The following is a 22,532-nucleotide window of genomic DNA, read 5'->3' as shown; positions in this document are numbered from 1 at the left end:
TAGGCGGTCCCGCGCGGCAGATTGCCCAACACTCCCATCTACCGACAATATGATGCGCCCTGCGCCGTTCGGTTAAAAAGCGAAAAGCACCAAAGGCTGTTATCCTTTCATGAAGTCCACAAGATCCCGGTCCCGGTCGAAGAATAACCGTAACCGCAACCAACAGGGCGGCAACGTCGTCAACCGTGTCTTTGACAGTTCAGGACCCGAAGGCAAAGTGCGCGGCACCCCGCAGCAGGTGATTGAGAAATACAATCAGCTTGCCCGTGATGCGCAGCTAAGCAATGACCGCGTGGCGGCTGAGAACTTCCAGCAGCATGCTGAGCACTACCTGCGCCTGTTGGCGGAGGCTCAGCGGGAACAAGAGCAGCGCCGCGAAGAGCAAGAGCGTCAGAACCGCGAACGCCAGGCCGAGCGGGATCGCGAGCGGGCGGAGCGGCAGGAGCGTGAGAGCAATCAGGCCTCACAGGCGCCTCAGCCTCAATCCCAGCCTCAGCCAGAGGTGGAGGGCGAGGCCAAAGTCTCTGACGATGATAGCGGTCTTGTTGAAACGCCTGAGAGCAAACCCAAGCCCAAACGCGCGCCCCGCCGCAAGCCCAAGCCCAAAGCGGATGCCGATCAGCCGCCAGCACCGGATGGCGGGGATCAGCCGGAAGCGGCAGAATAATCACAGAGGCCCGGCAAACACCGGGCCTTTTTTGTGGCTGGCTTTGTTGATGGGCTCAGGGCTTTCGGAGCATGCAGTCAAAGCCGCGGGGGCGCGGCCAGTGATCCTGTCGTGCGGTGCACATAACGGATACGGCCTTTTTCGCGCAGCACCTGCGCGCGCGGTTGCCAATCGTATCGGGTGTCTTGAGCCACGTTTTCCCAAAATAGGCGGCCACCATATCGCCACGGATCCACAACAACGCCGGTTTCCATTGCGGCCCCTGCTGCTGTGATCACCGCCGTGGAATGGTCGATTAAAATGGCGCTGTCAGCATTCGCAATCGCACGCGCGATGTCCAACGTGACAAAGCCCTCTTGTTCCAACCGCGCTTGCAGGTCTTCGGCCCAATGATAACACAGGCCCCGCGGCTTGGTGCCTGCGTTGACCTTGGCGTTGTGGATCAGCGGCGGGTCGGTGATTTGATAGCTGCGGGCCAACGCTTGGGTGGTTGCAAAGGTGAGGGCGGCGGCGCGCTGCGCCTCGGTGGGGTCCACCTGGGGCGACAGGGCGCGCAGCCGCTGGGCCGGGGCTGCAACCTCATCCGGGTTGGCCGTTTGTGGGCCGTAGCCGCCGCAGGCAGTCAGCAAGAGCACCAAAAGACAGGCCAGCCACCTCATGGGGCCGCAATTTCGCGGGCCAGCGCGCAGAACCCTTCCAGAGGGATTTGTTCAGCCCGGTCGGTTGGTTTCAGCCCCGCCGCAAGCAACCGGTCCTCAATGTCTGGTGCCACGCCTTTGAGGGCCGCGCGCAGCATCTTGCGGCGTTGATTAAACGCAGCTGCCACAACCCGCGACAGCACCGCGGCATCGGCCGGATAACGTGGTTCCGGCAGAGCGGTCAGATGCACCACACTTGAGGACACCTTGGGCGGCGGCGTGAAGGCCCCGGGCGGGAGCTGCAGCGCGATCTTAGCCTCAGCGCGCCATTGGGCCAGAATGGCCAGCCTGCCATAAGCCTTGCTGCCGGGCTGGGCCACAATGCGTTCGGCAACTTCGCGTTGGAACATCAGCGTCAGGCTTTGCCAGAAGGGTGGCCATTCAGGTGGGGTCAGCCATCTGACAAGCAACTCAGTGCCGACGTTATAGGGCAGGTTGGCGGCCACCCGGATGGGGGGCGTTAGATGGGCCAGCGGGTCGATCTCTAGTGCGTCGCCTTCGACGATTGTCAGCCTGCCGGGATAGGCTGCTGCAATCTCATTCAGGGCAGCAATGCACCGGCTGTCTTTTTCAATGCACAACACATGGCGCGCGCCTTCAGACAGCAGCCCCCGGGTTAGCCCGCCGGGGCCGGGGCCGATCTCCAGCACATCGCAATTGTGCAGATCGCCCGCTTGTCGTGCAATTTTCGCGGTGAGGTTCAAATCCAAAAGGAAGTTCTGCCCAAGGGATTTCCGCGCCGACAGGTTATGTTGGGCGATCACCTCGCGCAGCGGGGGCAGGCTGTCAATCGCGCTCATGAGGTGGCCATTTTATGGGCCAGCTTGATCGCTTCAATCATGCTGGTGGGGTTGGCGATGCCTTTGCCTGCGATGTTGAAGGCGGTGCCGTGATCGGGCGATGTACGCACAAAGGGCAGACCCAGCGTGACGTTCACGCCCCGGTCGAAATCCAGCGTCTTAATCGGGATCAGCGCCTGATCGTGGTACATGCACACCGCCGCATCATAGGTCGCACGAGCAGATGCGTGAAACATCGTATCGGCGGGCAAGGGGCCGCTCAGGGCATAGCCTTCGGCCTGCATGGTGGTGACCAGATTGTTCATCCAGCTCAGCTCTTCTTGGCCCATCGCACCGCCTTCACCTGCGTGGGGGTTTAGACCTGCGATGGCCAAACGCGGCGTGGCCAGGCCAAAGCGGTCTTGCAGGCCGCGGTGGGTGATGTCGATCACCTGTCGCAGTTTGCTGGGGGTGAGGGCCTGAGGCACATCGGAAAGCGCGATGTGGATGGTGGCAGGGACAACGCGCAGGGCGTCAGAGGCCAACATCATCACAACCTCATCCACCCCCGCCAATGCGGCAAGGTATTCAGTGTGGCCGGGGTATGAAAAACCCGCACCATCCATCAGTGCCTTTTTGTGGATGGGGGCCGTACATACTGCGGCGGCCTGCGCCTGCTGGGTCATCCTGACCCCTTCGGCGATCATGTCGATCACATGCTTGGCGTGCTCTGGCAGCGGCTGACCGGGACGGGCCGCTGGGCCAAAATCACGCGCCATCACCGGCAAGGCCTGCGGGGTCACGCCAATGGCCGCATCCGGGCTGTCGATGATCTGGTAGGGCGTACCAGTGCGGCAGATGCGCAGGATCGCCCAAAAACACCATTGGGATGTCTGCGCGCAGCTCTTGCCACGCCTTGGCTGCGATCTCAGGACCGATGCCTGCCGGCTCTCCGCAGGTCAGGGCAACCGGCAGCGGCGACATTACTGGATCAGGATGCGTGCGTCCGCGCGCAGCTGTTCCATCAGCACATTGGCAAAGCCTTGCAACTTGCGTTGGCGCAGGACGCTGATCACGTTTTCACGCGTGGCTTCGGCATTGGCGGCGGCGGTTCTGTTGCACAGCATCAAGAACACCAGCGTTTCCCCGTTTGAGCGGGTCAGCGCGGTGGAGCTTTCGCCCGGATCAAGCTTGGCCAGCTCAATCGCGATGTCGCGGGGGATGTCACCGGGTGCCTTTGCGCCGCGCTCAAGCACTTCTTCGGGCTGGCCTTTGGCGATGCCGTAAAGATCATCGCAGACATCCACCTCAGCACGCAGTCGGGCGGCGGCGGCGAGGCCTGCTTCACTGCGTCCGCCTGCGATGTAGTAGGCGGCATATTCAATCTCGGCGTATTCTTTGGCGGGGGTACCGGTTTCTTCAATCCCGCGCAGTTGGAACAGCGCCACAGCGTTCGGGATGGGCAGAGGGGCCGTGACCTCACCCACACCCAGATCCAGCAAGATCGGATGCAGTGACGGTGGCAGGTTTTCCAGCGGTGTCCATGGCATGCGTCCGCCACGGCCACGAGATGCGGTTGCAGAATACTGCGCGGCATAGCGCGAAAACTCGCCCTCTGACTGGGATTGCGCGATGCGGTCGGCCAATGCGTTGACCTGTGCCGCGCGCTGGGGCGGAGCGGGAATGATGATCTCAGACAGCAAAACCCGGATGCCGCTGCCGTTCGAACGGGTGTTGCCAAGCGCCTGATCAATCTCGTCTTCGCTGATCTGCACCCGGTTCAGGTAGAGGCCCCGGACCAGTTCGCGCCACAACAGGGAGTTGGCAACGAAATCACGGAAGGTTTCGCGCGCCACGCCTTGCTGTTCGAGAGATTGGGAAAATTCTTCTGCCGTCAGGTTGGCTCGACCGGCGAACTCTTCCAGACCTTCTTGGAGACCCTCGGCGGTCAGCTCAAGCCCGGCGTCACCGACGGCGCGCACGCGCAGACGGTCATCAATTAGCGTGTTCAGCGCGGATTCGCGGTCTGTCCCGGGTGCGTTCAGCAATTGCATGAACCGCATCCGCTGTTGGACTTCGAATTCGGTGACCACCATGTCGTCGACACGCGCGGCGGGCGCAAAGAGGTTCTGCGCATCCGCCGTCTGAAGCGTCAAGACGGTGGCCGCAGCGGCCAGAAAACCCCGGATGGATGGGAAGAATGTCATCAGCTTCACCTGTTGCATGAGCGAATGTATTGTTTGTTGCCCGATGAGGCCGCAAAGCCCCTCAGGCCCACGTTAAACCCGAAATTGGTCGTAGGCTCAACCGCTGTGGACGAAGAATAGCTGCGGGCGACAGTGACATCGACTGCCACGCATTCGTTGTTATAGCTCAGCCCCAGCCCCGCAGTGGCGGCGCGGTCGTCTGCCACGTTAAACCGCCAGTCCGCGCGCAGGGCCCAATGGCGGTTGATATCAAACCGTCCATCCAGCAAAATTTCTGACACCGCCTCTGCGCGGTCTTCGGCGGGATCTTCATCCAACCAGACGTATGAGCCGCCAAGACTGCCCCGCGCAAAGCCCCAGTTGCCGCGCAATTCAGCCTTGGAAAAGCGGAATTCCTTATCAAACAGGCTACGGCCCGTTATGGAAACGCCGTTGGGGGTCTTGACCTGTGCGGCCAGCAAGAAGTTTGATGATGTGCCGCGCAAACCGGATGAGGATGAGAAATCATCATCGGCGTCTTTGCGAAAGACCTGTCCCAAGGTGACGTTTGTGTCCCAGCCCTGGGGGTTGATGCGCGACCAATAAAGGCCCACAGCGGCTGCGAGCCCGCGTTCGCGGCGGTCGGGGCGGGGAAAGCGCGACAGCGACAGCAAATTGCCTTCGTCAAATTCAACGCGGGTGCTTTCCTCATTCGGTACGAGCAAGCGGTGGCCGCGCGTCCAGCCAATTTGGGCCACGGGCTCTAACACATCCGTAATGCCGCCAGCCCCACGTCTGATCATGGGATAGCGAAAGGTCACCGCTGCGCGCGGCACGATGTCGGATTGGTTCTGGGCAAAGGAGGCATCTTGCGTGATGTCAAAAAGGTTGAAGCTGACCCCGGCCTGAACATCCGTCACAAGGCCCGTCTGCCAGGTAAAGCGCCTGAGGTAATCCACGCGTCCGTGAATACGGGCAATGTCGCGCCCATCGACCTCGGTATCATCATCAGGCCCGTCCACATCAAGGTCTGAGTTCCTGCGGTGGCTGTGAGCTTCAACCCGCAGGCGCAATTCACCGCCAAAGGCACGGGGGAAATAACGCCGCTCATATTCGCCATCAAACACCACTGTGGGCAGGTTGTCATTGATGTCACCCGCTCTGAGGCTTTCGAAGTTGTAAAGAGAGCCGCGCACCAGCTGATCCCGCCGGGCGCGCAGAACGGACACCTGGCTTTCCAGCCTATCTTGCAGGAAATAGCCGTATTCATTGAGATAGCCACGGTCTGTCGTGGTCTCAATGTCGAACGTCAGGGTATAATCCCGCTCAAGCGTGAAGATACCCTGACCAAAGAGGTATCCACGGTTCTGGCCGGGCTGTTGATCATCGCGGGTGATGGCGGCATCAAAGTTGATGCGCCCCCGGCGGAAGGCTTGACGGTAGCGCAGCTCCAACGTGCGGGTCACGCTGGACAGATAGGGCGTGACGGTCAGGTCCCGGTGCTCACCCAGGGTGATGAAATAGGGGATCTTTAGCCCCGTGCCCAACTGTGATGTTGTGCGCACAGACGGCACCAGAAAACCCGTCGCCCGGCGCAATTGCGGTCCCGGCAACCGCAGACGGGGCAGGTAGAACACCGGCACGTTCAGAATGCGGAACTGGGCTTCGTCGAAATAAAGCTGCTGTTCCAGCTCATCATGGATCACCCGGCGCGCCCGGATTTGCCACAGCGGCGGTGCACCATCATTGCAGATCCGACATGAGGTGACAGAGGCTTTGCTGAGCTGGTTGTAGCGTCCATCGACCCGGTCCACTTGCAGGGCGGCGATTTGAAGCTGTTGGGCCAGGATCAGGCGGGCCCCCACCAGCAGACCATTGCGAAATTCAGCGTCCAGCTCGCCTGCGTCGGCAAGGATCACCGTGTCGGCCCCTTCGGTAAGCGTGATGGGCCCCTGAATGGTCAAACCGCCCGTGTCCGGGTTGTAGCGGATTGACTTGGCTTGGATGCGTGTGCCGTTCTGAAAGGCCTCCACATTGCCCTGGGCCACCAAGCTGCGGTCCGGTTCAATCACCAACTGATCGGCAATCAGCACCGCAGGTTCGGTCTGTGCCAGGGCCACGCAGGGCAAAAGAACCGCAAGGAGCAGGGCAAAGAGACCGCGCATCTCAGCCATCCTCCGCATGCAGCAAAAGACCAAGCGCCAACAGCGTGGCCGCAATCGGCGCAGCCCAAGCGGCCAGCAGCACCGGGATCTGGCCATTCTCGCCCAGGATCTGCGCAAAGCTGCGCACGAAATAAAGCGCAAAGCCCAACAGCACGGCAGAGAGCACCGCAACACCCGTGCCACCAAAGCGGGTGTGGCGCATGGTAAAGGCCGAGGCGATCAGGACCATGGCCATCAAAAAGAGGGGCGCGCAAATTCGGCCTGAAGCCACACTTTGTGGCTGCGCGCGCTAAAGCCTGCTTGCTCCAATTGGCGGATGAAGGTGGGCAGGTAATAGATCGACACGGCTGCGGGTTTGCCAATGCTTTCGCGGATGCGTTCCAATGTCAGGGTGGAGGGGATCACCAGCGTCTCAAAGAACTCTGCATTGGCCTCTGCGTTGGTGCCGCGGGCCAGGGGCCAGGATTTGGCGTTGCGCAGCGACCAGTTACCGTCTTGTAGCGCGGCACTGCCTGCCTCAATCCGGCGGATCGGGCCATTGGCGGTGTCATAGGTCAGGAAGGTCACATCATAAAGCACCGAGGCATCGGCGTTTGAGCGCCAGGCGCGGATCACAGTCTGCCCCTCAGCGCTGCCTTGGCGCAGCCAAAGCCCTTCGTCGCTAATAGACAAGGCAGATGCACCGCCCGCTTTGTAGCTTTCTGACAGCTGCAAGTATCTGTTGCTGGTTGCTGCAACGATCGGGTTCAGCATCGTCACAGCCAAGCCGCCAATGATCAGGGCGACAACCACAGGCGCAATCAATGCCCGCAACGCGGATCGGCCAGCGGCGCGGGTGACCACCAGCTCAGACGACCGGGCGAGCGAGATAAAGAGCGTGATCGTGGCCAGGATCATGATCAACGGCAGGATCAAGTTGATGGTTTGCGGGGCGTTCAGCAGGGTCAGGCCCAGGATGCGCTGCCATCCGATGTCAAATTGCCCAAATCTGCGGGCCTGTTCCACTGCGTCGATCAAAACCACCAGCGCAAAAAGCACGGCAGTGATCAACACGAATGCCATGGCAAAGCGACGGGCAAAGTAGACATGCAAGATCATGAGGCGGCCCTGCGCAGTTTCAGGCGGGCCCGCCATCCGGGATTGGCGATATGCGACAACAACCCGATGACCACCAAGGCGCCGATGGCGGAGGGGACATACATCAGCGGCCAGGCACCCGGATCGCTGCGCACCGTGTTGACCAATGTCCCGCGTATGCCGTCGATCGCAATCAGCATGGCAAAGGCGATGGCAATCTCGCGCCAGACGCCAAAGCGGGAAAAGCCGCCCGCCAATAAGGTCGCAAAACCGACCAACGCGGCCACGATACAAAAGAGCGATTGTGCGAAACGGGAATGAAGTTCTTCTGCGATGACGCCTTTGCTGTCACCGGTTTGGCTGGCGATGCCGTCCCAATCGCGCAGCAAGGCGGGTGTCACCATATTGGGAACCGACACGGAGCGACCGGCGCTTTCGCTCACAAGCGACGAGATATCAAATGAGAAATCACGGAACGTCGCGGTGGCAAGCCTTTGTTGTTCTTTTTCCAACCGCTGTGCCTGACCGTCTACCATGATCAATGTCGTATCCTCTCCGTTGCGGACAAGATAGGCCTCAGCGGCAGTATAGATCACACCTTCGGCAGGGTCCCGCCGGTCTGACAAAAGACATCCCTCAGCACGCCGTCGGCGTCGATGACGCGGGTGTAGAAGGTGACATTCTCAGTGGGGTGCAGGAAACGCCCCTCGCGCAGCAGGCTTGCGGTGACGTTTTGAGAAATCTCAGTTTCGCGCTGGCTGAGCTGGGCTTGCGCCATGGGAACCAGGAAATGGCTGAGAATGCTCATCATGAGGGCCACACAAAGCCCGTAGATGAACACAGGCCGCCCCAATCGCCAGGGGCTGCTGCCGGTGGATTGCAAAACCGTCATCTCAGATTCGCCGCTCATCCGGTTGGTGACATAGACCGCGCCGGCGAAGGTGGCGATGGGCAATACCGTGGTGATCAACTTTGGCAGGCCAAGGGCGGTAAATTCCAGGAAAACAAGCGCAGATTGCCCATCACCGATCAGCCGGTCAAACAAAACAACAGCGCGATTGATCCAGAAAAGAGCCACAAGCACGAGCGCAAAGAAGCCAAACAGCAAAAGCAGCTGCGCCAGCATATAGCGGTCAATCCGTGCCACTGCAGTCCCCCAAGAATGCCTGTCTGGCTTTTTCCGATTTGTTTAGCGTAAAACCGCGCCGGGGCAAACTGCTAACTGGTCAGCAATTGCCAGTCGGGCTAAGTCTTGCGGAACACATGACAAAGAGGATCATCATGACCGCATTGACGCCTATCACATTTCACGAAACTGAGATTGATCTGATCGCAGATCACGCAGGGCGCGTTGCGGTCTTTGTGGATCCAGAAGGGCGGTTGGATGTTGGCGCGCGCCGGGTCAACAGGCTGACGCGGGGTGCGCTGACGCGGCTGGTGGAAAGTGAGGCTTTTGGCAAGCTCAAGCCCGGCGATACGGTCACGATGGGTTATCCAACAGGGATGGCGGCGGACGCTGTCGATGTGGTGTGTCTGCCGCGGGCGGCCTCAGTTGCGCAAGCGCGCAAAGCGGGTGCCGCCTTGGCCAAAAAGCGGGGCACGTCCGACGCGCTGATCTTGGCGGCAAACACCCGGCGCGTTGCTGAGATGGCTTACGGTCTGGCCATGCGCGATTACACCTATGAGGACAACAAAAGCGCCCCAAAGCCGCGCGATGGCACCGTCAAAGTGATGTGCAACAAGCCTGAGGCTGCAACTGAGGCTGCCGCACCGCTGCTGGCGGTGGCGGACGGGGCCTTTATGACCCGCGATCTGACCAATGCGCCTGCCAATGTGCTGACCACCTCTGCCTTTGCTGCGCAACTGGCTGAGATGGAAAGCATCGGGTTAAAGGTAGAAGTGCTTGAGGAAGACCAGCTTGAGAAGCTGGGCATGCGCACGCTGTTGTCCGTGGGGCAGGGATCAGACAGCCCGTCAAAGGTTGTTGTGATGGAATGGTCAGGTGGCAACAAAGGGGACGCACCGCTGGCCTTGATCGGCAAAGGCGTGGTCTTTGACACCGGGGGCATCAGCCTCAAACCCGCGGGCGGGATGGAAGACATGACCATGGATATGGGCGGCGCGGGCGTTGTGGCTGGTGCCATGCGGGCCCTGGCGCTGCGCAAGGCCAAGGCAAATGTCGTGGGGCTGGTGGGCCTGGTGGAAAACATGCCCTCTGGCAATGCCACACGTCCCGGCGATGTCATCGCCTCCATGAAAGGGGACACGGTGGAGGTGATCAACACCGATGCAGAGGGCCGTTTGGTGCTGTGCGACGTGATGTGGTACGCGCAAGAGCGGTTTTCGCCCGCTGGCATGATTGATCTGGCCACGCTGACGGGGGCCATCATCATCGGGCTGGGGCATGAAAACGCCGGTGTATTCTCAAACGATGACGCACTTTGCAATGCGTTCCTCAAAGCGGCTGAGGCCGAAGGCGAAGGGGCCTGGCGGATGCCGCTGGGTCAGGCCTATGACGATCAGCTCAAAAGTCGGATCGCGGATATGAAAAATGTGGGCGGTCGCCCGGCAGGCTCCATCACTGCCGCTCAGTTCCTGCAGCGGTTTGTCAAAGAGGGCACGCCGTGGATCCATCTGGACATTGCCGGTGTTGCATCGGTGAAATCCGAAACTGCGCTGGCCCCTAAAGGCGCAACAGGCTGGGGTGTTGCCGCCCTGAACCGGCTTGTCGCTGACAAGTTTGAGCAAGGCTAGCATGGGGGCGGCCTACTTTTACCACCTTACGCGGCGGCCTTTGGTTGAAACGTTGCGGATGCTGTTGGGCAAATCCCTCGACAACGGGTGGCGCGTGGCCGTGCGCGGCACCGATCCTGGCGGGTTAGAGGCGCTGGATAAGGCGCTTTGGCTGGGGCCCGAGGACGGTTTCCTGCCCCATGGCCTGGCCGGCGGGGCGCAGGACGCAGATCAGCCTGTGTTGCTGACAGCCACTGCTGAGGCTCCTAATAAGGCTAATTGCGTGATGTCCGTACACGGGGCTGCCATCACAGCCGAAGAGGTTCAGCGCCTTGACCGGGTTTGCGTGCTGTTTGACGGCAATGACGAGGCGGCGCTCATGACCGCGCGCGGGCAGTGGAAAATGCTCAAAGAGGCGGGGTGCGCTGCGCAATATTGGTCTGAAGAAAGCGGACGCTGGGAAAAGAAGGCGGAAACCGGCACCGCCTAGCGGGTCAGTAGAAGTTCTCCGTCCGCGATTTCAATGCGTCCCCAGCGTTGCAGGTATCCCATCCCCAAAAGCGACTGCGCCATCTCACCTTCATTCACAACCGCATTCACGTTGCGGTCCGTCACGGTGCCCAGACGCACTTCCTCCAGTTGGACGTAGGCGGTGCGGACTTCGCCGTTGGCGGTACGCGCGCGACCGAGATAGTTTAACGCCTCAAGGTCGATACCCGCCCGTGCGGCGTCTGCCTGGGTCAGAACCATGTCCGTCGCCCCTGTGTCCACGACAAAACGCACATTGGCATCGTTGATGTCCAAGCTGAGGTAGTAATGCCCGTCACGGGCACGCGGCACGATGATCTGATCACTGCCAGACAGGCTGATCTGCGATTGTCGTGCGTCCCGGCTGATGTCTTGCCACAGCCCGACGGCGGCGGCCCCACCGATAAAGATCATCGCCCAAATCGCCGCATATTGGAGCGTCTTGTTCATGCTAGGACGCGATTGCATAAAAAACCATCCCCCCACCATCGCCAAAAGCACGACGAGGTAGATCAGCTCTGCGGTCTGAAAGCTTTGCATAGATGCGCTCCTTGCTCGGGGATCATATAGGAACGGCCCGCCCTTTTGTCAGGAGGCCCCCGGCCCGAAACCAAATGCGGCCAAGCCATCAAGGACAAATTGAACCGACAGCGCTGCCAACAACATCCCCAGGATCCGGGTGATCACGTCAATACCGGTTTTGCCGATCAAGCGGTCCACATAGCTGCTGGCCATCAGGATCAATACCATGCCGAGCATCACAAGTGCTGTGATCCCCAGCACGGTCACCATGCCTTCGCCGCCGGGCCTTTCGCCGATCAACAGAATAACCGACGCAATCGCGCCGGGGCCCGCCATCAGCGGGATGGCCAGCGGAAAAACCGATGGGTCATCAAAGTCGGTTTCCTCATTGCGGTCCTCGCGGCGCTTGGTGCGGCGTTCAAACAGCATGTCGAGCGCTGTCAGAAACAGCAAAATCCCCCGCGATGCGGAACGCGGGCATGGAGATGCCGACAAAACCCAAGAGCGCTTCGCCAAAGAAAGCGAAAAGCGCCAGCACCAGAAAGGCAATTGTGACAGCCCGCAGCGCGATCCGGCGGCGCTGGGCTGCGGACATGCCCGGTGTGAGGGCCAGAAACAGCGGCGCGATGCCAATGGGGTCAATCACCACGAACATCGTGACAAGAGCGGTGATCATATAGGCGGTGTCTAAAGGCATGGGGCAGTCTTTGGGGCAAGAGGGGTAAGGCGCTGTGGCACAAGCGGGCTGGATAGGCTTTTGCGACGGGATAAATGCCGCTTAGGCGGTGGCGCGTTCCAGTTTTTCTTCGGCCTGCATCCACAGCGTTTCAGCACGCTCCAGCGCGTCCATCACTTCGGCGTATTTCTTGTTCCACACGTCCAACTCTCCGATGTTGCTGTCTTCGTAAAGCTCAGGATCAGCCAGTTTCTGCGAAAGCCGGTCGCGCATGTCGTTCAGTTTTTCCAGGCGCACTTCGGCTTTGCGTACCTCGGCGCGCAGGGCCAAAACCTCATCCCGGCTGGCGCGTTTGGGTTTTGGTGCAGGCTTGGCTTTGGCGTTTTTGCCCGCAGGCTTGGCCGGGGCAAGCAGCATCTGCCGGTAGGCTTCGAGGTCTTCGTCGTAAGGTTTGACCGTCCCGTCCGAGACCAGCCACAGCCGGTCTGCCACCATGCTCAGCAGGTGCATGTCGTGACTGACCAGGATCACGGCACCGGTGTATTGGGTCAGCGCCTCAACCAAGGCTTCGCGGCTTTCGATATCCAGGTGGTTTGTCGGTTCATCCAGAATAAGCAGATGCGGCGCATCCAGCGTTGCCAGCAAAAGCGAAAGCCGGGCCTTTTGCCCCCCGACAGCCTGCGGACCTCGGTATCCGCCTGATCCGGGCCCAGGCCAAAGCCCGCCAGTTGCGCGCGCAGCCTGGTGGCCAACACGCCTGGCCGGGCAGCGATCATATGCTGCAGAGGCGTTTCATTGATGTTTAGCTCTTCCACCTGGTGCTGGGCAAAAAAGCCCACGCGCAGCTTGTTGGCCTTAACGGCCTTGCCCTGCAGCAACGGCAACCGGTCTGACAGCAGTTTTGACAGAGTGGATTTGCCCTGACCGTTCTTGCCCAAAAGCGCGATGCGGTCGTCTTGGTCGATCCTCAGCTGCAATTTGCCCAAGACAGGCGTGCCGTCATAGCCGACAGCGCCGCCTTCGATGTTGATGATGGGCGGCGACAGCTCTTCTGGTTCGGGAAAGGTAAAGACCCGCTTGGCGGCTTGTTCAGGAGATGAGATCATCTCCATCTTTTCGATCATCTTGATGCGCGATTGTGCCTGTTTGGCCTTTGACGCCTTGGCTTTGAACCGGTCAACGAAGGCCTGCATGTGGTCACGGCGGGCCTGCTGTTTCTTGGCCATGGCCGCCTGAACCGCGCGTTGTTCGGCGCGTTGGCGGGCGAATTGGTCGTAAGGTCCCTGATAATAGGTAAGCTTGCGGTCCTCCAGATGAAGAATGCCGCCCACCGCACGGTTCAGCAGGCCGCGATCGTGGCTGATGATGATGACGGTATGGGGGTATTTGGCCAGATAGCTTTCCAGCCAAAGCGCGCCTTCCAGATCAAGATAGTTCGTAGGTTCGTCCAAAAGCAGCAGATCAGGCTGCGCAAAGAGTACGCCCGCCAGGGCCACGCGCATCCGCCAGCCCCCTGAGAAGGCAGAGCAGGGCATCTGCTGTTCGGCGTCGTCAAAGCCCAAACCTTTCAGGATGGATGAGGCACGGCCTTCGGCAGACCAGGCGTCAATATCGGCAAGACGGGCCTGAATTTCTGCGATGCGGTTGGGATCTGTGGCGGTGTCGGCCTCAGCCATCAGGCTCGCGCGTTCGACATCGGCCTGCAGAACGGTGTCCAGTAGTGAAGTGGCTGAGGAAGGCACCTCTTGGGCAACGCCGCCAATCTTGGCGCGCGACGGCAAAGAGATGGTGCCACCATCCAGGCTCAGCTCGTCCCGTATGATTTTGAAAAGGGTGGTTTTTCCAGCCCCGTTGCGCCCGACAAGGCCCACTTTGTGGCCCTCTGGGATGACGGCAGAGGCATCCTCAAACAGGGGTCTGCCTTCGACCGAATAGTTGATTTCTGAAATACGCAGCATGGGGCGGGTGTGACCCAATGCGAAAGAGAGGTCAATCGCGGGTTTTCAAGGGCCATACCCCATGTTAGGAGGCGCGCAAATTCACATCCCATAGGAGCAAGCCACATGGCCCTTGAGCGTACATTCTCCATCATCAAACCTGATGCCACCCGCCGCAACCTGACCGGTGCCATCGTCAAGAAATTCGAAGACGCAGGTCTGCGTGTGGTGGCGTCCAAGCGCATTCACCTGTCAAAGGCGCAAGCGGGCGAGTTCTATAAGGTGCACGCGGAACGCCCGTTCTATGACGAGCTGTGCGAATTCATGGCTTCTGCTCCGATCGTGGCGCAGGTTCTGGAAGGCGAAGATGCGATTGCAAAGAACCGCGAAGTGATGGGTGCAACCAACCCTGCGGATGCGGCACCCGGCACCATCCGTGCCGAATTTGCTGAAAGCGTTGGCGAAAACTCCGTCCACGGCTCCGACGCGCCTGAGACGGCAGCTGTTGAGATCGCGTATTTCTTCTCCGGTCTGGAGCTGGTTGGCTAAGCCAAGCCACGCTTAAAGATATTCGGAAGGGGCCGCAGCGATGCGGCCTTTTTCTTTGGCGGGCATCCTCACTCAGCGCGTCTGACGCCGATGTCATCCAGGATGCGGTCCAATTCAGACATAGGGTCTGTGGGGCGGGCCGCTTTGAGCGCGTCAAAGCGTTTGCGCAGCGCTTTCTTCTCCTCGCCCTGGCAATCGTTCCAGGGGCGGCCCTGCAACGCCATTTCCAGCACATAGTAGCCGATGAAATGCGGTTTTGTTCCGCTGGCTAACAGTTTGGCATAGGCTGCGTCCGTGCCAAGCGCGCGCAGCGCGTCTGCGCTGTGGATACCGGCCTTGGTGCAGGCTTCGTCCATCGCGGGACCAAGGTTGCGCAAAGAGGAGACAGGTTCAGCCATGGGCGCAGATTAAACTGCCAGCCCTGGCTTTGTCATGGCTCAAATGCTGGCGAAATCCGTAATGATCGGACGCGGCTTTGGCTTGGGGGTGGCACCCATGGATTTCTTGGTGCCAGCGGCTGGCACGTTTGGGCCAGGGTTTGGACGTGTGGTTTCTGGACGTATCATTGGACTGCTCCGGTTTCGGCCATGGGAGGTGTGGCCTGCAAACAGGCTGCGGGAAAAGGATGCCGGAGCGAGGGCTAAATTGCGGCGATGTCGGGGTTTTTAAGTTGCTGCGGCGTTAACAGCACAGGCGTTAACTGGGCGGAGTCAAATGGTACTTGGTCACTTGGGTCCAGGTTTCACCGGGCCGCAGGGTGATCTGGGGAAAGGCGGCGTGGTTTGGGGCATCGGGCCAACCTTGCGGTTCCAGCGCCAGGCCGGCATAGGGCGCAAGCGCTGTGCCGTCGTCCCTGGCACCCGGCACATCGGGCAGGAAGGCCCCTGCGTAGACCTGCAGGCCCACCGCTGTCGTTTCAATCCGCAAGCGCGTGCCATCCGCGCCCGTCAGCGTTGCGGCAGGTGCCGGCATGTGCCCCCCGCCTTGGCTGAGGCAGAAGTTGTGATCAAGCTGGGGCGACAGTGGCACCGGACGCGCTTCGCGAAAGTCAAAGGGGGTGCCTGCCACAGCAGCAGGTGCGCCTGTCGGCAGGTTTTCGGCATCGGTGGGCAGATACTGCTCTGCGTTGACCTGCAGACTGTGGCCTGAGATGTCGCTTGCGCCATCGAGGTTCCAATAGGGGTGCAGCGCGATGTTCATCGGTGTGGCCCTGTCGGTTGTCGCGGTGAGCGTGACACACAGGGTTGCCCCCTCAACCGTGTAGCGCGCGGTCAGCTGCCGGTTCCCTGGCAGGCCCTGCAGACCATCAGCCAGCGCAAGCGACAGGGTGACGGCGTCTGAACGGTGCTCCGTCACGGTCCAACTGTGCTGGTGGATGCCCTCAGGGCCAGAGTGCAGCGTGGTGCGGCCCGCTTCATTCAACGGCATCTGATAGTGGGTGCCGTCGATCACCAGCTGACCCCTGGCCAACCGGTTGGCCACGGGCCCCACCAAAAAACCCGCATACGCAGGGATGCGCAAATGATCAGCGGGGTCGGCAAAACTCACAAGCAGGTTGCGCCTGTCTTTGCCAAATCGCACGCCGGTCAGCGCGGCCCCTTGGGCCATCACGGTGACGTACAAATTGTCTGAAGCAATAGCGATGTGATCAAGGCTGGTCATGGCGCGCAACTTCCTACGGGAGCACCGCCATGACAAGACCGATCAAAGCAAGCGGCGCAGTTCTGTGGCCAGTGGCAAGAACACCTCACGGGGGACGGCTGTGCCCGGCTGAACGGAGCGGCAGGCATTGACGATTGCCTTGTTCTCAGTGCCCGGCAAGCCCTGTGCGCGCAGCTTCACCAACATCCGCTGGGCCGCGTCACCGCGTGCCTTGGCGGCCACACGGGGCAGGGGGATCTTGGTGGGGTGGAAGGCTACGGCCACCACCATGTCAGGGGCGGTAAAGTAGATCGCTGCGTTCTTGACGCCAACGGTGTGGGCGGTCTCAGCAAATTCGTTCTGGATGCGACGCCGCTCAGAGCGGATCTCAGGTTGGCCCATCATCTCTTTACGCTCTTGTTTTTGTTCCGTCTTCGTCATGCGTTGTTCGATCTTGAAGAAGGCCTTCTGGACGATGACGTCAAACCCGACGGCCATCACAATCATAGCGGCCACCGCGATGAGCAGCGTCCAGGCGATGTCTTCTGCGATCATCTGCGCACATGAAGGGACACAAAGGTCGAGATTGATCAGCGTCCCGCCCCAGACCCACGCCAGCCCGCCGCAAACCACCAACAACAGCGTCATCCGCGTCAGTGCGGCGGCAAATTCGATCAGGGCTTGCGGTTTGAACAGGTTCTTTGTGCCAGAAATGGGCGAGACATGGCTAAGCTTCGGGGCGATCTGCGAGACGGCAAAGACAAAGCCGCCGTTGACCAGAATGCGAAAGCCGATGCCCGCCACCAAAACGGCGGCGATGACAGCGACGACGGGCAAATGGATCTCCAGCAGGAAATAGCGGATCAGCGCCATGTGACCCTGGCTGGAGGGTTCGTTCAAAGAGGTGAGGGCGACGTTAAGGCCATCTTTCAGCCGCTCGATCATTATTGGCAACATCATCGCTGTCACGGCAATGCCGATGCCAACACCGATGTATTCCGCTCCGATGGAGCTGGTCGCCAGAATGCCGTCTTCCCGAAGTTTTTGGAGTTTTCGGTCAGAGGCCTCTTCTGTCTTTTCTTCTGACTGGTCATTGCTCATAACCCAATCAGCCTTTCCAATAAGCCCAAAGGAACGGGCGCACGTGCGAAATGCGCCTCAATCGCTCTTGCCCAGCTAAAGATGAAAATGGGCATGATCAGGACGAAAAGCAGGTTTTTCGTTAGAAAGTCGATCGCGGGTACGTTGATCTTGCCTGCAAACCGAAAAACCAAGCTCAGCCCGAATTCGATCAGCACCATGATGAGGATGATCGGCAGGGCCAGCAGCACAAGGGCGGCCATGACCTCTTGCAAGATCAAAGAAAGCCCGCTGCCGAAGGACGGGGGCAGGCCCAGGGTTGGAACGGCGGGAGGAAAGCTTTGATAGCTTTCGTAAAGCGTGCGCAGGGTCAGCATCAGCCCGCCTGCGTCGATAAAGATGAATAGCACCATAATCACGCTCAGGCTGCCAAAGGCCCCCACAGTGCTTTCCTCAGGTGCGGGGTTGCCGGGGCTGAAATCCCCTCGGTACTGGTCGATCAGCATGGAGGCCCCGAGCACGGCAAAGAAGGGGATGGAGATCAGCATGCCAATGCCAAACCCCAGCGCAAGTTCACGCAAGGGGATCAACAGCACGGCAAAGCGCGTGGTTTCGGTGGCAAGCGCGGCAAACTCCTGGCCTTGCGTGACCAGCATCGGTGCGGTCAGCAGGATCGCCAACAGGGTGCGCAGCATCACCGCTGGGCCGATCAGAAAGGTGATCCCCCAAAGACCGTAAAGCACCCCCATCGCCCGGCTGGCCCCAGCCATGAGCACAAAAAAGCCCACCGTTGGCGGAAGGCTAAGCAGGTCTTCTGTGATGGCTTCCATCAGCGATAGGTCCAGAAGTCTGAAAAGACTGCCGTGGATCCTTCAACAAGAGGGCCGACCAGGGCACCACCCATGGCCAGGAAAGTGACCGCGATGGCGACCATCTTGGCGGTCTGGGACAGCGTCTGATCCTGGATCTGGGTCACGGCCTGCAGGAATGAGATCACCAGCCCGATGACCGTTGCCAGCAGCAAAGGGATCCCCGCGATCACCGCAACAGCGGTCATAAAGACCACCAGTTGATCGAAGTAGACCTCAAACCCCATCGGTTACACCGTGTAGGACAAAAGCAGCCCCTCCACGAGTTTCGCCCAACCATCCACCGCCACAAAGAGCAGGATTTTGAAGGGCACCGAAATGATTGTGGGCTGCACCAACTGCATGCCAAGCGCGATCAGGATCGCGGTTACAGCCAGATCAATTGCGACAAAAGGCAGATACAGCAAAAAGCCGTATTCAAAGGCGGCCGTCAGCTCTGTCAGCACAAAGGCCGGGATCTGCAGGATGGCCATTTCAGGATCAGGCGTGATGCCTGACCCCTGCCAAACCTCACCAGCGACGGCGACAAAGAATTCGAGATGCTGGGGATTGGTATGCTGGGTGATGAAGCCTTTGAACGGGTCCAGGCCTGCGGTCCAGACGGCGATCAACGTGTCCACCGAACTATCAAGCGGGCCAAGATCGTCAATCGCGGCAAAGGCCTGCGTGATGGCAGGCACGGCGATGAAGGCTGACAAAAACAGCGACAGCGCCATCACAATCATGTTGGACGGCACCTGCTGAAGCCCCAGCGCATTGCGCACAATCATCAAAACAACTGAGATTTTGATGAAGGCGGTAAAGGCCAGCAACGCCACCAGGAAAAAGGAGGCGAGATAGCCAATGACAAGGGGGGATAGGTTCTCCATCGCGCTTAGATCAGTCTTGTGACCTGCACGCCGATGACGCCATCCAGTTCCACCAGACGGCCATCAGCCACCGGATCGCCATTGGCGCAGATGCGCACGGCCTCTACGTTTTTGATGTCCATGTCAAAGACCCCGCCCACTTGAAGCGCTTCCACGTCGCTCAGCGCCATTTTGGTACGTTGTAATTCAATGGTCACCACCGTTGTCGGATTGCCGATGGAGCCGGATTTGTCGTGCTGTGATGAGGACATGTTATATTCCTGAATAAGACGCGAACGCAGTTCGGCGAAGTTTTGCTCTGGGCCAGACAGGACAAAGCCGCCGTCGGTTTCGTCCAGTCGCACCAGATGTTCATTGGCGATCAAAAGATAACATTGCGGGTCTTGTTCCCCTGCGCTGTTTGTCGGAAAGATCACATCCCCCGGCCCCAGGGCGGCGACATTTGGGGTGGGCATGGGCATCAGGTGCTGCAGCACAACCGCATCCACCTGTTGATTGCGCAAATCGCGTTTGGGCAGGGGGCTGTGCCACTGACCAACAGGTTCACCAAATCCTCTGCCGGATCGGCTGACAAAAAACCCAATCCCATCGCCATGCCATCCCGCGTGATGGCAAAGCAGGCCAGCGCATCACCGGTCAGAAAGGTGACGTCTGTCTGGGCTGATTGCACCTCTACCTTGATGTCCCAGGCCATCTCTAGATTTGACAGACCGACAGAGGCGGCGTGTTCAATCGTTAGCCCCAGAATTTCCGGGTCCATCTGATAAAGCTCAGGCGATTGGATATGCGCAGGCAGGGTGGCAAAGACATCAGCGGTGATGTGCAGTGTCACGGGCATGTCATTCACGAGAAGCTGAAATGCAGTGCCGCGCCCGCGCTTGGCCAGAGGCACCGGTTGGGGCGTGTATTCAAAACTGTGTCCAAAGATCTCAACCGACCCCGAGAGGTCATGCGCAGAAAGCGCTGTCCACATCTCAGCCTGGCGTCGGCCCACCTGAGGCAGCTTGAGCTGAGGTGGCGGCAAGAACATTCTGCCCGATTGCATCATCGCCTGTACTATCCTGTCCTGCTCATTGACATCGTGCTACCACGGGTCATGAATTGCTCGAGCGCGTTCTCTTCTTCGCGCGCTTCGGTTTGAGCGGCTGCTTTGCGTGCGGCACGGTTGAACAATTCGTCCACCGATTTTTTCCGCGCTTCTGCGTCCACAAGCACCCTAAGTATCCAATCGACGTTCTCAGTCATTTCGTCAAGGTCTGCGCGCGCATGCGTGATCGCCTGATACGCATCTGCCTCACTTTGCCGTTTCCGCTCAAGCGCGTGGGCCAGGGCGATGAACCGGGTTGAGGGGTCAGCCAGATAGGTGTCATCGGTGATGTCGACGTCGTTGACCTCTTGCGCGATCAAGGTCGCATAGACCTCTTTGCGGTGGGCCAAACGGTCGGTTGCTTCCTGCACAACCGAGCGCGCGCGCACAAGCTCGCGTTGAAGGCGGTCCACTTTGGTCTGACGCAGCTCAGACAGTCTGCGCAATTGCTCCATCTGGATCATCGCAGAATCTCCGACAGCTCATCCACGGTGTCCTCCATGCTCCAGGGCCGCATGTCGCCTTGATGCAGGAAGCGGGTCAGCCTTGGGTGCACATCCAGCACCCTGTCGGTGCTTTCGTCCTGGCCGTAGCGGTATTCGCCGATCTGAACGAGCATTTCGAGCTGCTCATACCGTGTCAGGACATTGCGCACATCAACCAGCATGTCGAAATGGCACCGAGGGACCACGTCTTTCATCACGCGGCTTTGGCTTTCGGTCACATTGATGGGCGGGAAGCGTCCTTCGGCAAAGAGGTTCGCATCCAGAACGATATGGCCGTCCACAAGGCTACGGGTTTCTTCGACGATGGGGTCGTTGTGCGCATCGCCTTCGGCCAAAACCGAATAAATCGCCGTGATAGAGCCTGTTTTGCCCGGGCCTGCACGCTCCAAAAGCTCAGGGATCTTGGCAAAAACAGAGGCCGGATAGCCGCGCCGCGTTGGTGCCTCGCCTGCGGACAGGCCCACTTCGCGCATCGCACGGGCAACGCGGGTCAGACTGTCCAGGATCAACAGCACCGATTTGCCCTGATCGCGGAATTGCTCTGCGATGGAAGTGGCGATGTTGGCGGCATAGATGCGTTCCAGCGCAGGACGGTCCGCCGGGGCGGCCACGACGCACATTTTGTCCTTCATGTCGTCGGTCATCTGACGCGCCACGAAATCCGCAATCTCGCGTCCGCGTTCACCAATCATGCCAATCACGACCACATCTGCGGTGCAATTGCGCGCAATGGCGGTCAGCAGGGATGATTTGCCCACGCCGGGCGGACCAATGACCGCAATCCGCTGGCCTTTGGCCAGGGTGTTCATGCCATCAATGGCGCGGATGCCGGTTTGCAAGGGTTCAGTGATCAGATGCCGGTCAAGCGGGTCAGGCGCGGGATTGACCATCGCGACCTTGGTCCAGTCTTTGGCCGCCGGTTGGTCGCCCACAACTTTGCCCAAGCCGGTCACCGCATGGCCCAGCAACGCGGGTGAGAAATCAAATTCCAATGTGCTGCCGGATTTGCGCACCCGGTGCCGTGGCCGATGCCCTTAATGGGGCCCAGCGGCGTGACCATGGTCAGATCGCCCTGAATGCCAATCACCTCGCCCAAAAGCGGCGCGCCTTGGCCCAGCAGGAATTCGCACATATCGCCAACTTTGAAGCCCGGCGATTGGATACGCACCACAGGCCCATGCACATCGACAACGATGCCGTAGCTGTCCACCAAAGGCAGGGCAGACAGGTGCTGAGCATAGCGCGTCAGGCGATCGGCGACGGGGGGCAGGGGTGCGGTTTGCATTAAGGGGCCTCAGCGGCTTTGAGGTCTTGATCCACCATCAGTTCCAGGGCGCGGGTGAACGCCTCAACCTGGGTGGTGACGCTTACATCCAGAATGCCTTGCCGTCCGATCAGCAGGCAATCGTCAAGATCAAGGTCGTGATCGACCTGTATTTCCTTGATCGCATCGGCCAGTTCGGGCTGGTGGGCGACGATGTCCTTAAAGGCAGGGGCCAGATCAGGATGGCAGCGCAGGATAAGATCCCAACGTTCGCGCATCTCGGCCATGGTGTTGACCAAGGCCTGTTCCAGCACCTCTTCGCGGGGCAGCGTGCCCAGCACGCGGTTCAGCGCTTGGCCCACAAGATCGGTGAGCCATGGTTTGAGATCATCAAAGTCACGCCGCACCTTCTGTGCCTCGTTCACCATCGTCACAAGGCCGTCCGCGACTTCATCAAGCGCGCGGGTGTTGACGAATTTCTCAAGCTCTTGTTCAGAGATTTTTTCCAGGCCTGCACGCACATCATCTGCCTCAGCCTCGGCGGCGGCGATGATTTCGGCTGCGCGGGCTTCGGCCTCTTCAATGAGGCGCGTCGCCTCAGTTGAGGCGCGTTTGCGGTCTGCTTTTTCTTCCATTGCGGCCTGAAAATCGGCGGCCGACATGACACGGGGGCCAAGCTGCGCGGGGTGCGCTGACATG

Annotated in this window: 22 protein-coding genes and 5 pseudogenes; 4 read left to right on the top strand and 23 right to left on the bottom strand. The window is 59.9% G+C overall.

The window, feature by feature from the left end; translation table 11 throughout:
- Nucleotides 1-109 precede the first annotated feature (109 nt).
- The gene (locus ACZ1HM_RS12310; RefSeq protein ID WP_472743027.1) at nt 110-667 is read left to right on the top strand and encodes a DUF4167 domain-containing protein; all 558 of its coding nucleotides are present in this window, start codon (nt 110-112) and stop codon (nt 665-667) included.
- A gap of 77 nt (nt 668-744) precedes the next feature.
- Here the strand turns inward: ACZ1HM_RS12310 and ACZ1HM_RS12305 are convergent, their stop codons facing one another.
- The 7 genes and pseudogenes from ACZ1HM_RS12305 to lptF form a co-directional block, all read right to left on the bottom strand.
- Entirely contained in the window at nt 745-1,326 is a 582-nt protein-coding gene (locus tag ACZ1HM_RS12305; protein WP_472743026.1) for a hypothetical protein, read from the bottom strand.
- A complete protein-coding gene (gene rsmA, locus ACZ1HM_RS12300; protein WP_472743025.1) occupies nt 1,323-2,165 on the bottom strand; it encodes a 16S rRNA (adenine(1518)-N(6)/adenine(1519)-N(6))-dimethyltransferase RsmA in 843 nt (280 codons plus the stop codon). Before rsmA ends, ACZ1HM_RS12305 begins: the two co-directional genes overlap by 4 nt.
- Nucleotides 2,162-3,128 (bottom strand): annotated as a pseudogene (gene pdxA / locus ACZ1HM_RS12295) (4-hydroxythreonine-4-phosphate dehydrogenase PdxA). The gene rsmA and the pseudogene pdxA overlap by 4 nt, the downstream one beginning before the upstream one ends.
- A complete protein-coding gene (locus ACZ1HM_RS12290) occupies nt 3,128-4,351 on the bottom strand; it encodes a peptidylprolyl isomerase (RefSeq protein WP_472743024.1) in 1,224 nt (407 codons plus the stop codon). The pseudogene pdxA and the gene ACZ1HM_RS12290 overlap by 1 nt, the downstream one beginning before the upstream one ends.
- A gap of 5 nt (nt 4,352-4,356) precedes the next feature.
- Entirely contained in the window at nt 4,357-6,495 is a 2,139-nt protein-coding gene (locus tag ACZ1HM_RS12285; RefSeq protein WP_472743023.1) for an LPS-assembly protein LptD, read from the bottom strand.
- A 1-nt stretch (nt 6,496) separates the two neighbouring features.
- Nucleotides 6,497-7,593 (bottom strand): annotated as a pseudogene (gene lptG / locus ACZ1HM_RS12280) (LPS export ABC transporter permease LptG).
- Nucleotides 7,590-8,698: pseudogene (gene lptF, locus ACZ1HM_RS12275) on the bottom strand (LPS export ABC transporter permease LptF). Before lptF ends, lptG begins: the two co-directional pseudogenes overlap by 4 nt.
- A gap of 155 nt (nt 8,699-8,853) precedes the next feature.
- On the opposite strand from lptF, the gene ACZ1HM_RS12270 reads away from it, so the two are divergent.
- Together ACZ1HM_RS12270 and ACZ1HM_RS12265 are read left to right on the top strand one after the other, a co-directional pair.
- Nucleotides 8,854-10,326 carry a leucyl aminopeptidase gene (locus ACZ1HM_RS12270; RefSeq protein WP_472743022.1) on the top strand — a complete coding sequence of 491 codons (1,473 nt, stop codon included), beginning with the start codon at nt 8,854-8,856 and terminating at the stop codon, nt 10,324-10,326.
- A gap of 1 nt (nt 10,327) precedes the next feature.
- Complete coding sequence (locus ACZ1HM_RS12265) at nt 10,328-10,795, top strand: DNA polymerase III subunit chi (protein ID WP_472743021.1); 468 nt, start codon at nt 10,328-10,330, stop codon at nt 10,793-10,795.
- Here the strand turns inward: ACZ1HM_RS12265 and ACZ1HM_RS12260 are convergent.
- The 3 genes and pseudogenes from ACZ1HM_RS12260 to ACZ1HM_RS12250 form a co-directional block, all read right to left on the bottom strand.
- Nucleotides 10,792-11,373, bottom strand: a complete 582-nt coding sequence (locus ACZ1HM_RS12260) for a retropepsin-like aspartic protease family protein (RefSeq protein WP_472743020.1) — start codon at nt 11,371-11,373, stop codon at nt 10,792-10,794. The two genes, ACZ1HM_RS12265 and ACZ1HM_RS12260, sit on opposite strands and share 4 nt — an antisense overlap.
- Nucleotides 11,374-11,421: 48 nt before the next feature.
- Nucleotides 11,422-12,052, bottom strand: a pseudogene (locus ACZ1HM_RS12255) (MarC family protein).
- A gap of 81 nt (nt 12,053-12,133) precedes the next feature.
- Nucleotides 12,134-13,989: pseudogene (locus ACZ1HM_RS12250) on the bottom strand (ABC-F family ATP-binding cassette domain-containing protein).
- A gap of 105 nt (nt 13,990-14,094) precedes the next feature.
- Here ACZ1HM_RS12250 and ndk point away from each other — a divergent pair.
- Nucleotides 14,095-14,517: a nucleoside-diphosphate kinase gene (gene ndk / locus ACZ1HM_RS12245; protein WP_472743019.1), complete on the top strand. Its 423-nt coding sequence runs from the start codon at nt 14,095-14,097 to the stop codon at nt 14,515-14,517.
- A 68-nt stretch (nt 14,518-14,585) separates the two neighbouring features.
- Here ndk and ACZ1HM_RS12240 read toward each other — a convergent pair whose 3' ends face one another.
- From ACZ1HM_RS12240 to ACZ1HM_RS12180, 13 genes are all read right to left on the bottom strand, one after another.
- Nucleotides 14,586-14,915 (bottom strand): TfoX/Sxy family protein, encoded by a 330-nt coding sequence (locus tag ACZ1HM_RS12240; RefSeq protein ID WP_472743018.1) that lies wholly within the window; start codon nt 14,913-14,915, stop codon nt 14,586-14,588.
- Between the two features lie 39 nt (nt 14,916-14,954).
- A complete protein-coding gene (locus tag ACZ1HM_RS12235) occupies nt 14,955-15,083 on the bottom strand; it encodes a hypothetical protein (RefSeq protein ID WP_472743017.1) in 129 nt (42 codons plus the stop codon).
- A gap of 130 nt (nt 15,084-15,213) precedes the next feature.
- Nucleotides 15,214-16,179 carry an aldose epimerase family protein gene (locus tag ACZ1HM_RS12230; protein ID WP_472743016.1) on the bottom strand — a complete coding sequence of 322 codons (966 nt, stop codon included), beginning with the start codon at nt 16,177-16,179 and terminating at the stop codon, nt 15,214-15,216.
- Nucleotides 16,180-16,221: 42 nt separating this feature from the next.
- The gene (locus ACZ1HM_RS12225; protein WP_472743015.1) at nt 16,222-17,259 is read right to left on the bottom strand and encodes an EscU/YscU/HrcU family type III secretion system export apparatus switch protein; all 1,038 of its coding nucleotides are present in this window, start codon (nt 17,257-17,259) and stop codon (nt 16,222-16,224) included.
- Entirely contained in the window at nt 17,256-18,068 is an 813-nt protein-coding gene (locus ACZ1HM_RS12220; protein WP_472743014.1) for a flagellar biosynthetic protein FliR, read from the bottom strand. The genes ACZ1HM_RS12225 and ACZ1HM_RS12220 overlap by 4 nt, the downstream gene beginning before the upstream one ends.
- Nucleotides 18,068-18,334, bottom strand: a complete 267-nt coding sequence (locus tag ACZ1HM_RS12215; protein ID WP_472743013.1) for an EscS/YscS/HrcS family type III secretion system export apparatus protein — start codon at nt 18,332-18,334, stop codon at nt 18,068-18,070. Before ACZ1HM_RS12215 ends, ACZ1HM_RS12220 begins: the two co-directional genes overlap by 1 nt.
- Nucleotides 18,335-18,337: 3 nt before the next feature.
- Nucleotides 18,338-18,976 (bottom strand): EscR/YscR/HrcR family type III secretion system export apparatus protein, encoded by a 639-nt coding sequence (locus ACZ1HM_RS12210; RefSeq protein WP_472743012.1) that lies wholly within the window; start codon nt 18,974-18,976, stop codon nt 18,338-18,340.
- A 5-nt stretch (nt 18,977-18,981) separates the two neighbouring features.
- Entirely contained in the window at nt 18,982-19,437 is a 456-nt protein-coding gene (locus ACZ1HM_RS12205; RefSeq protein ID WP_472743011.1) for a FliM/FliN family flagellar motor switch protein, read from the bottom strand.
- The gene (locus ACZ1HM_RS12200; RefSeq protein WP_472743010.1) at nt 19,437-19,970 is read right to left on the bottom strand and encodes a hypothetical protein; all 534 of its coding nucleotides are present in this window, start codon (nt 19,968-19,970) and stop codon (nt 19,437-19,439) included. Before ACZ1HM_RS12200 ends, ACZ1HM_RS12205 begins: the two co-directional genes overlap by 1 nt.
- 62 nt (nt 19,971-20,032) lie before the next feature.
- Entirely contained in the window at nt 20,033-20,527 is a 495-nt protein-coding gene (locus tag ACZ1HM_RS12195) for a hypothetical protein (RefSeq protein WP_472743009.1), read from the bottom strand.
- A complete protein-coding gene (locus ACZ1HM_RS12190) occupies nt 20,524-21,561 on the bottom strand; it encodes a FliI/YscN family ATPase (protein ID WP_472743008.1) in 1,038 nt (345 codons plus the stop codon). The genes ACZ1HM_RS12195 and ACZ1HM_RS12190 overlap by 4 nt, the downstream gene beginning before the upstream one ends.
- Nucleotides 21,519-21,854 (bottom strand): hypothetical protein, encoded by a 336-nt coding sequence (locus ACZ1HM_RS12185; RefSeq protein WP_472743007.1) that lies wholly within the window; start codon nt 21,852-21,854, stop codon nt 21,519-21,521. The genes ACZ1HM_RS12190 and ACZ1HM_RS12185 overlap by 43 nt, the downstream gene beginning before the upstream one ends.
- Nucleotides 21,854-22,531, bottom strand: coding sequence for a hypothetical protein (locus ACZ1HM_RS12180; protein WP_472743006.1), 678 nt, complete (start codon nt 22,529-22,531; stop codon nt 21,854-21,856). The genes ACZ1HM_RS12185 and ACZ1HM_RS12180 overlap by 1 nt, the downstream gene beginning before the upstream one ends.
- Between the last annotated feature and the right edge of the window lies 1 nt (nt 22,532).

Source organism: Sulfitobacter sp. GN1-4 (assembly GCF_055693825.1).
The sequence above is the reverse complement of the archived record's forward strand: the minus strand, read 5'-3'. Positions and strand labels throughout refer to the sequence as shown.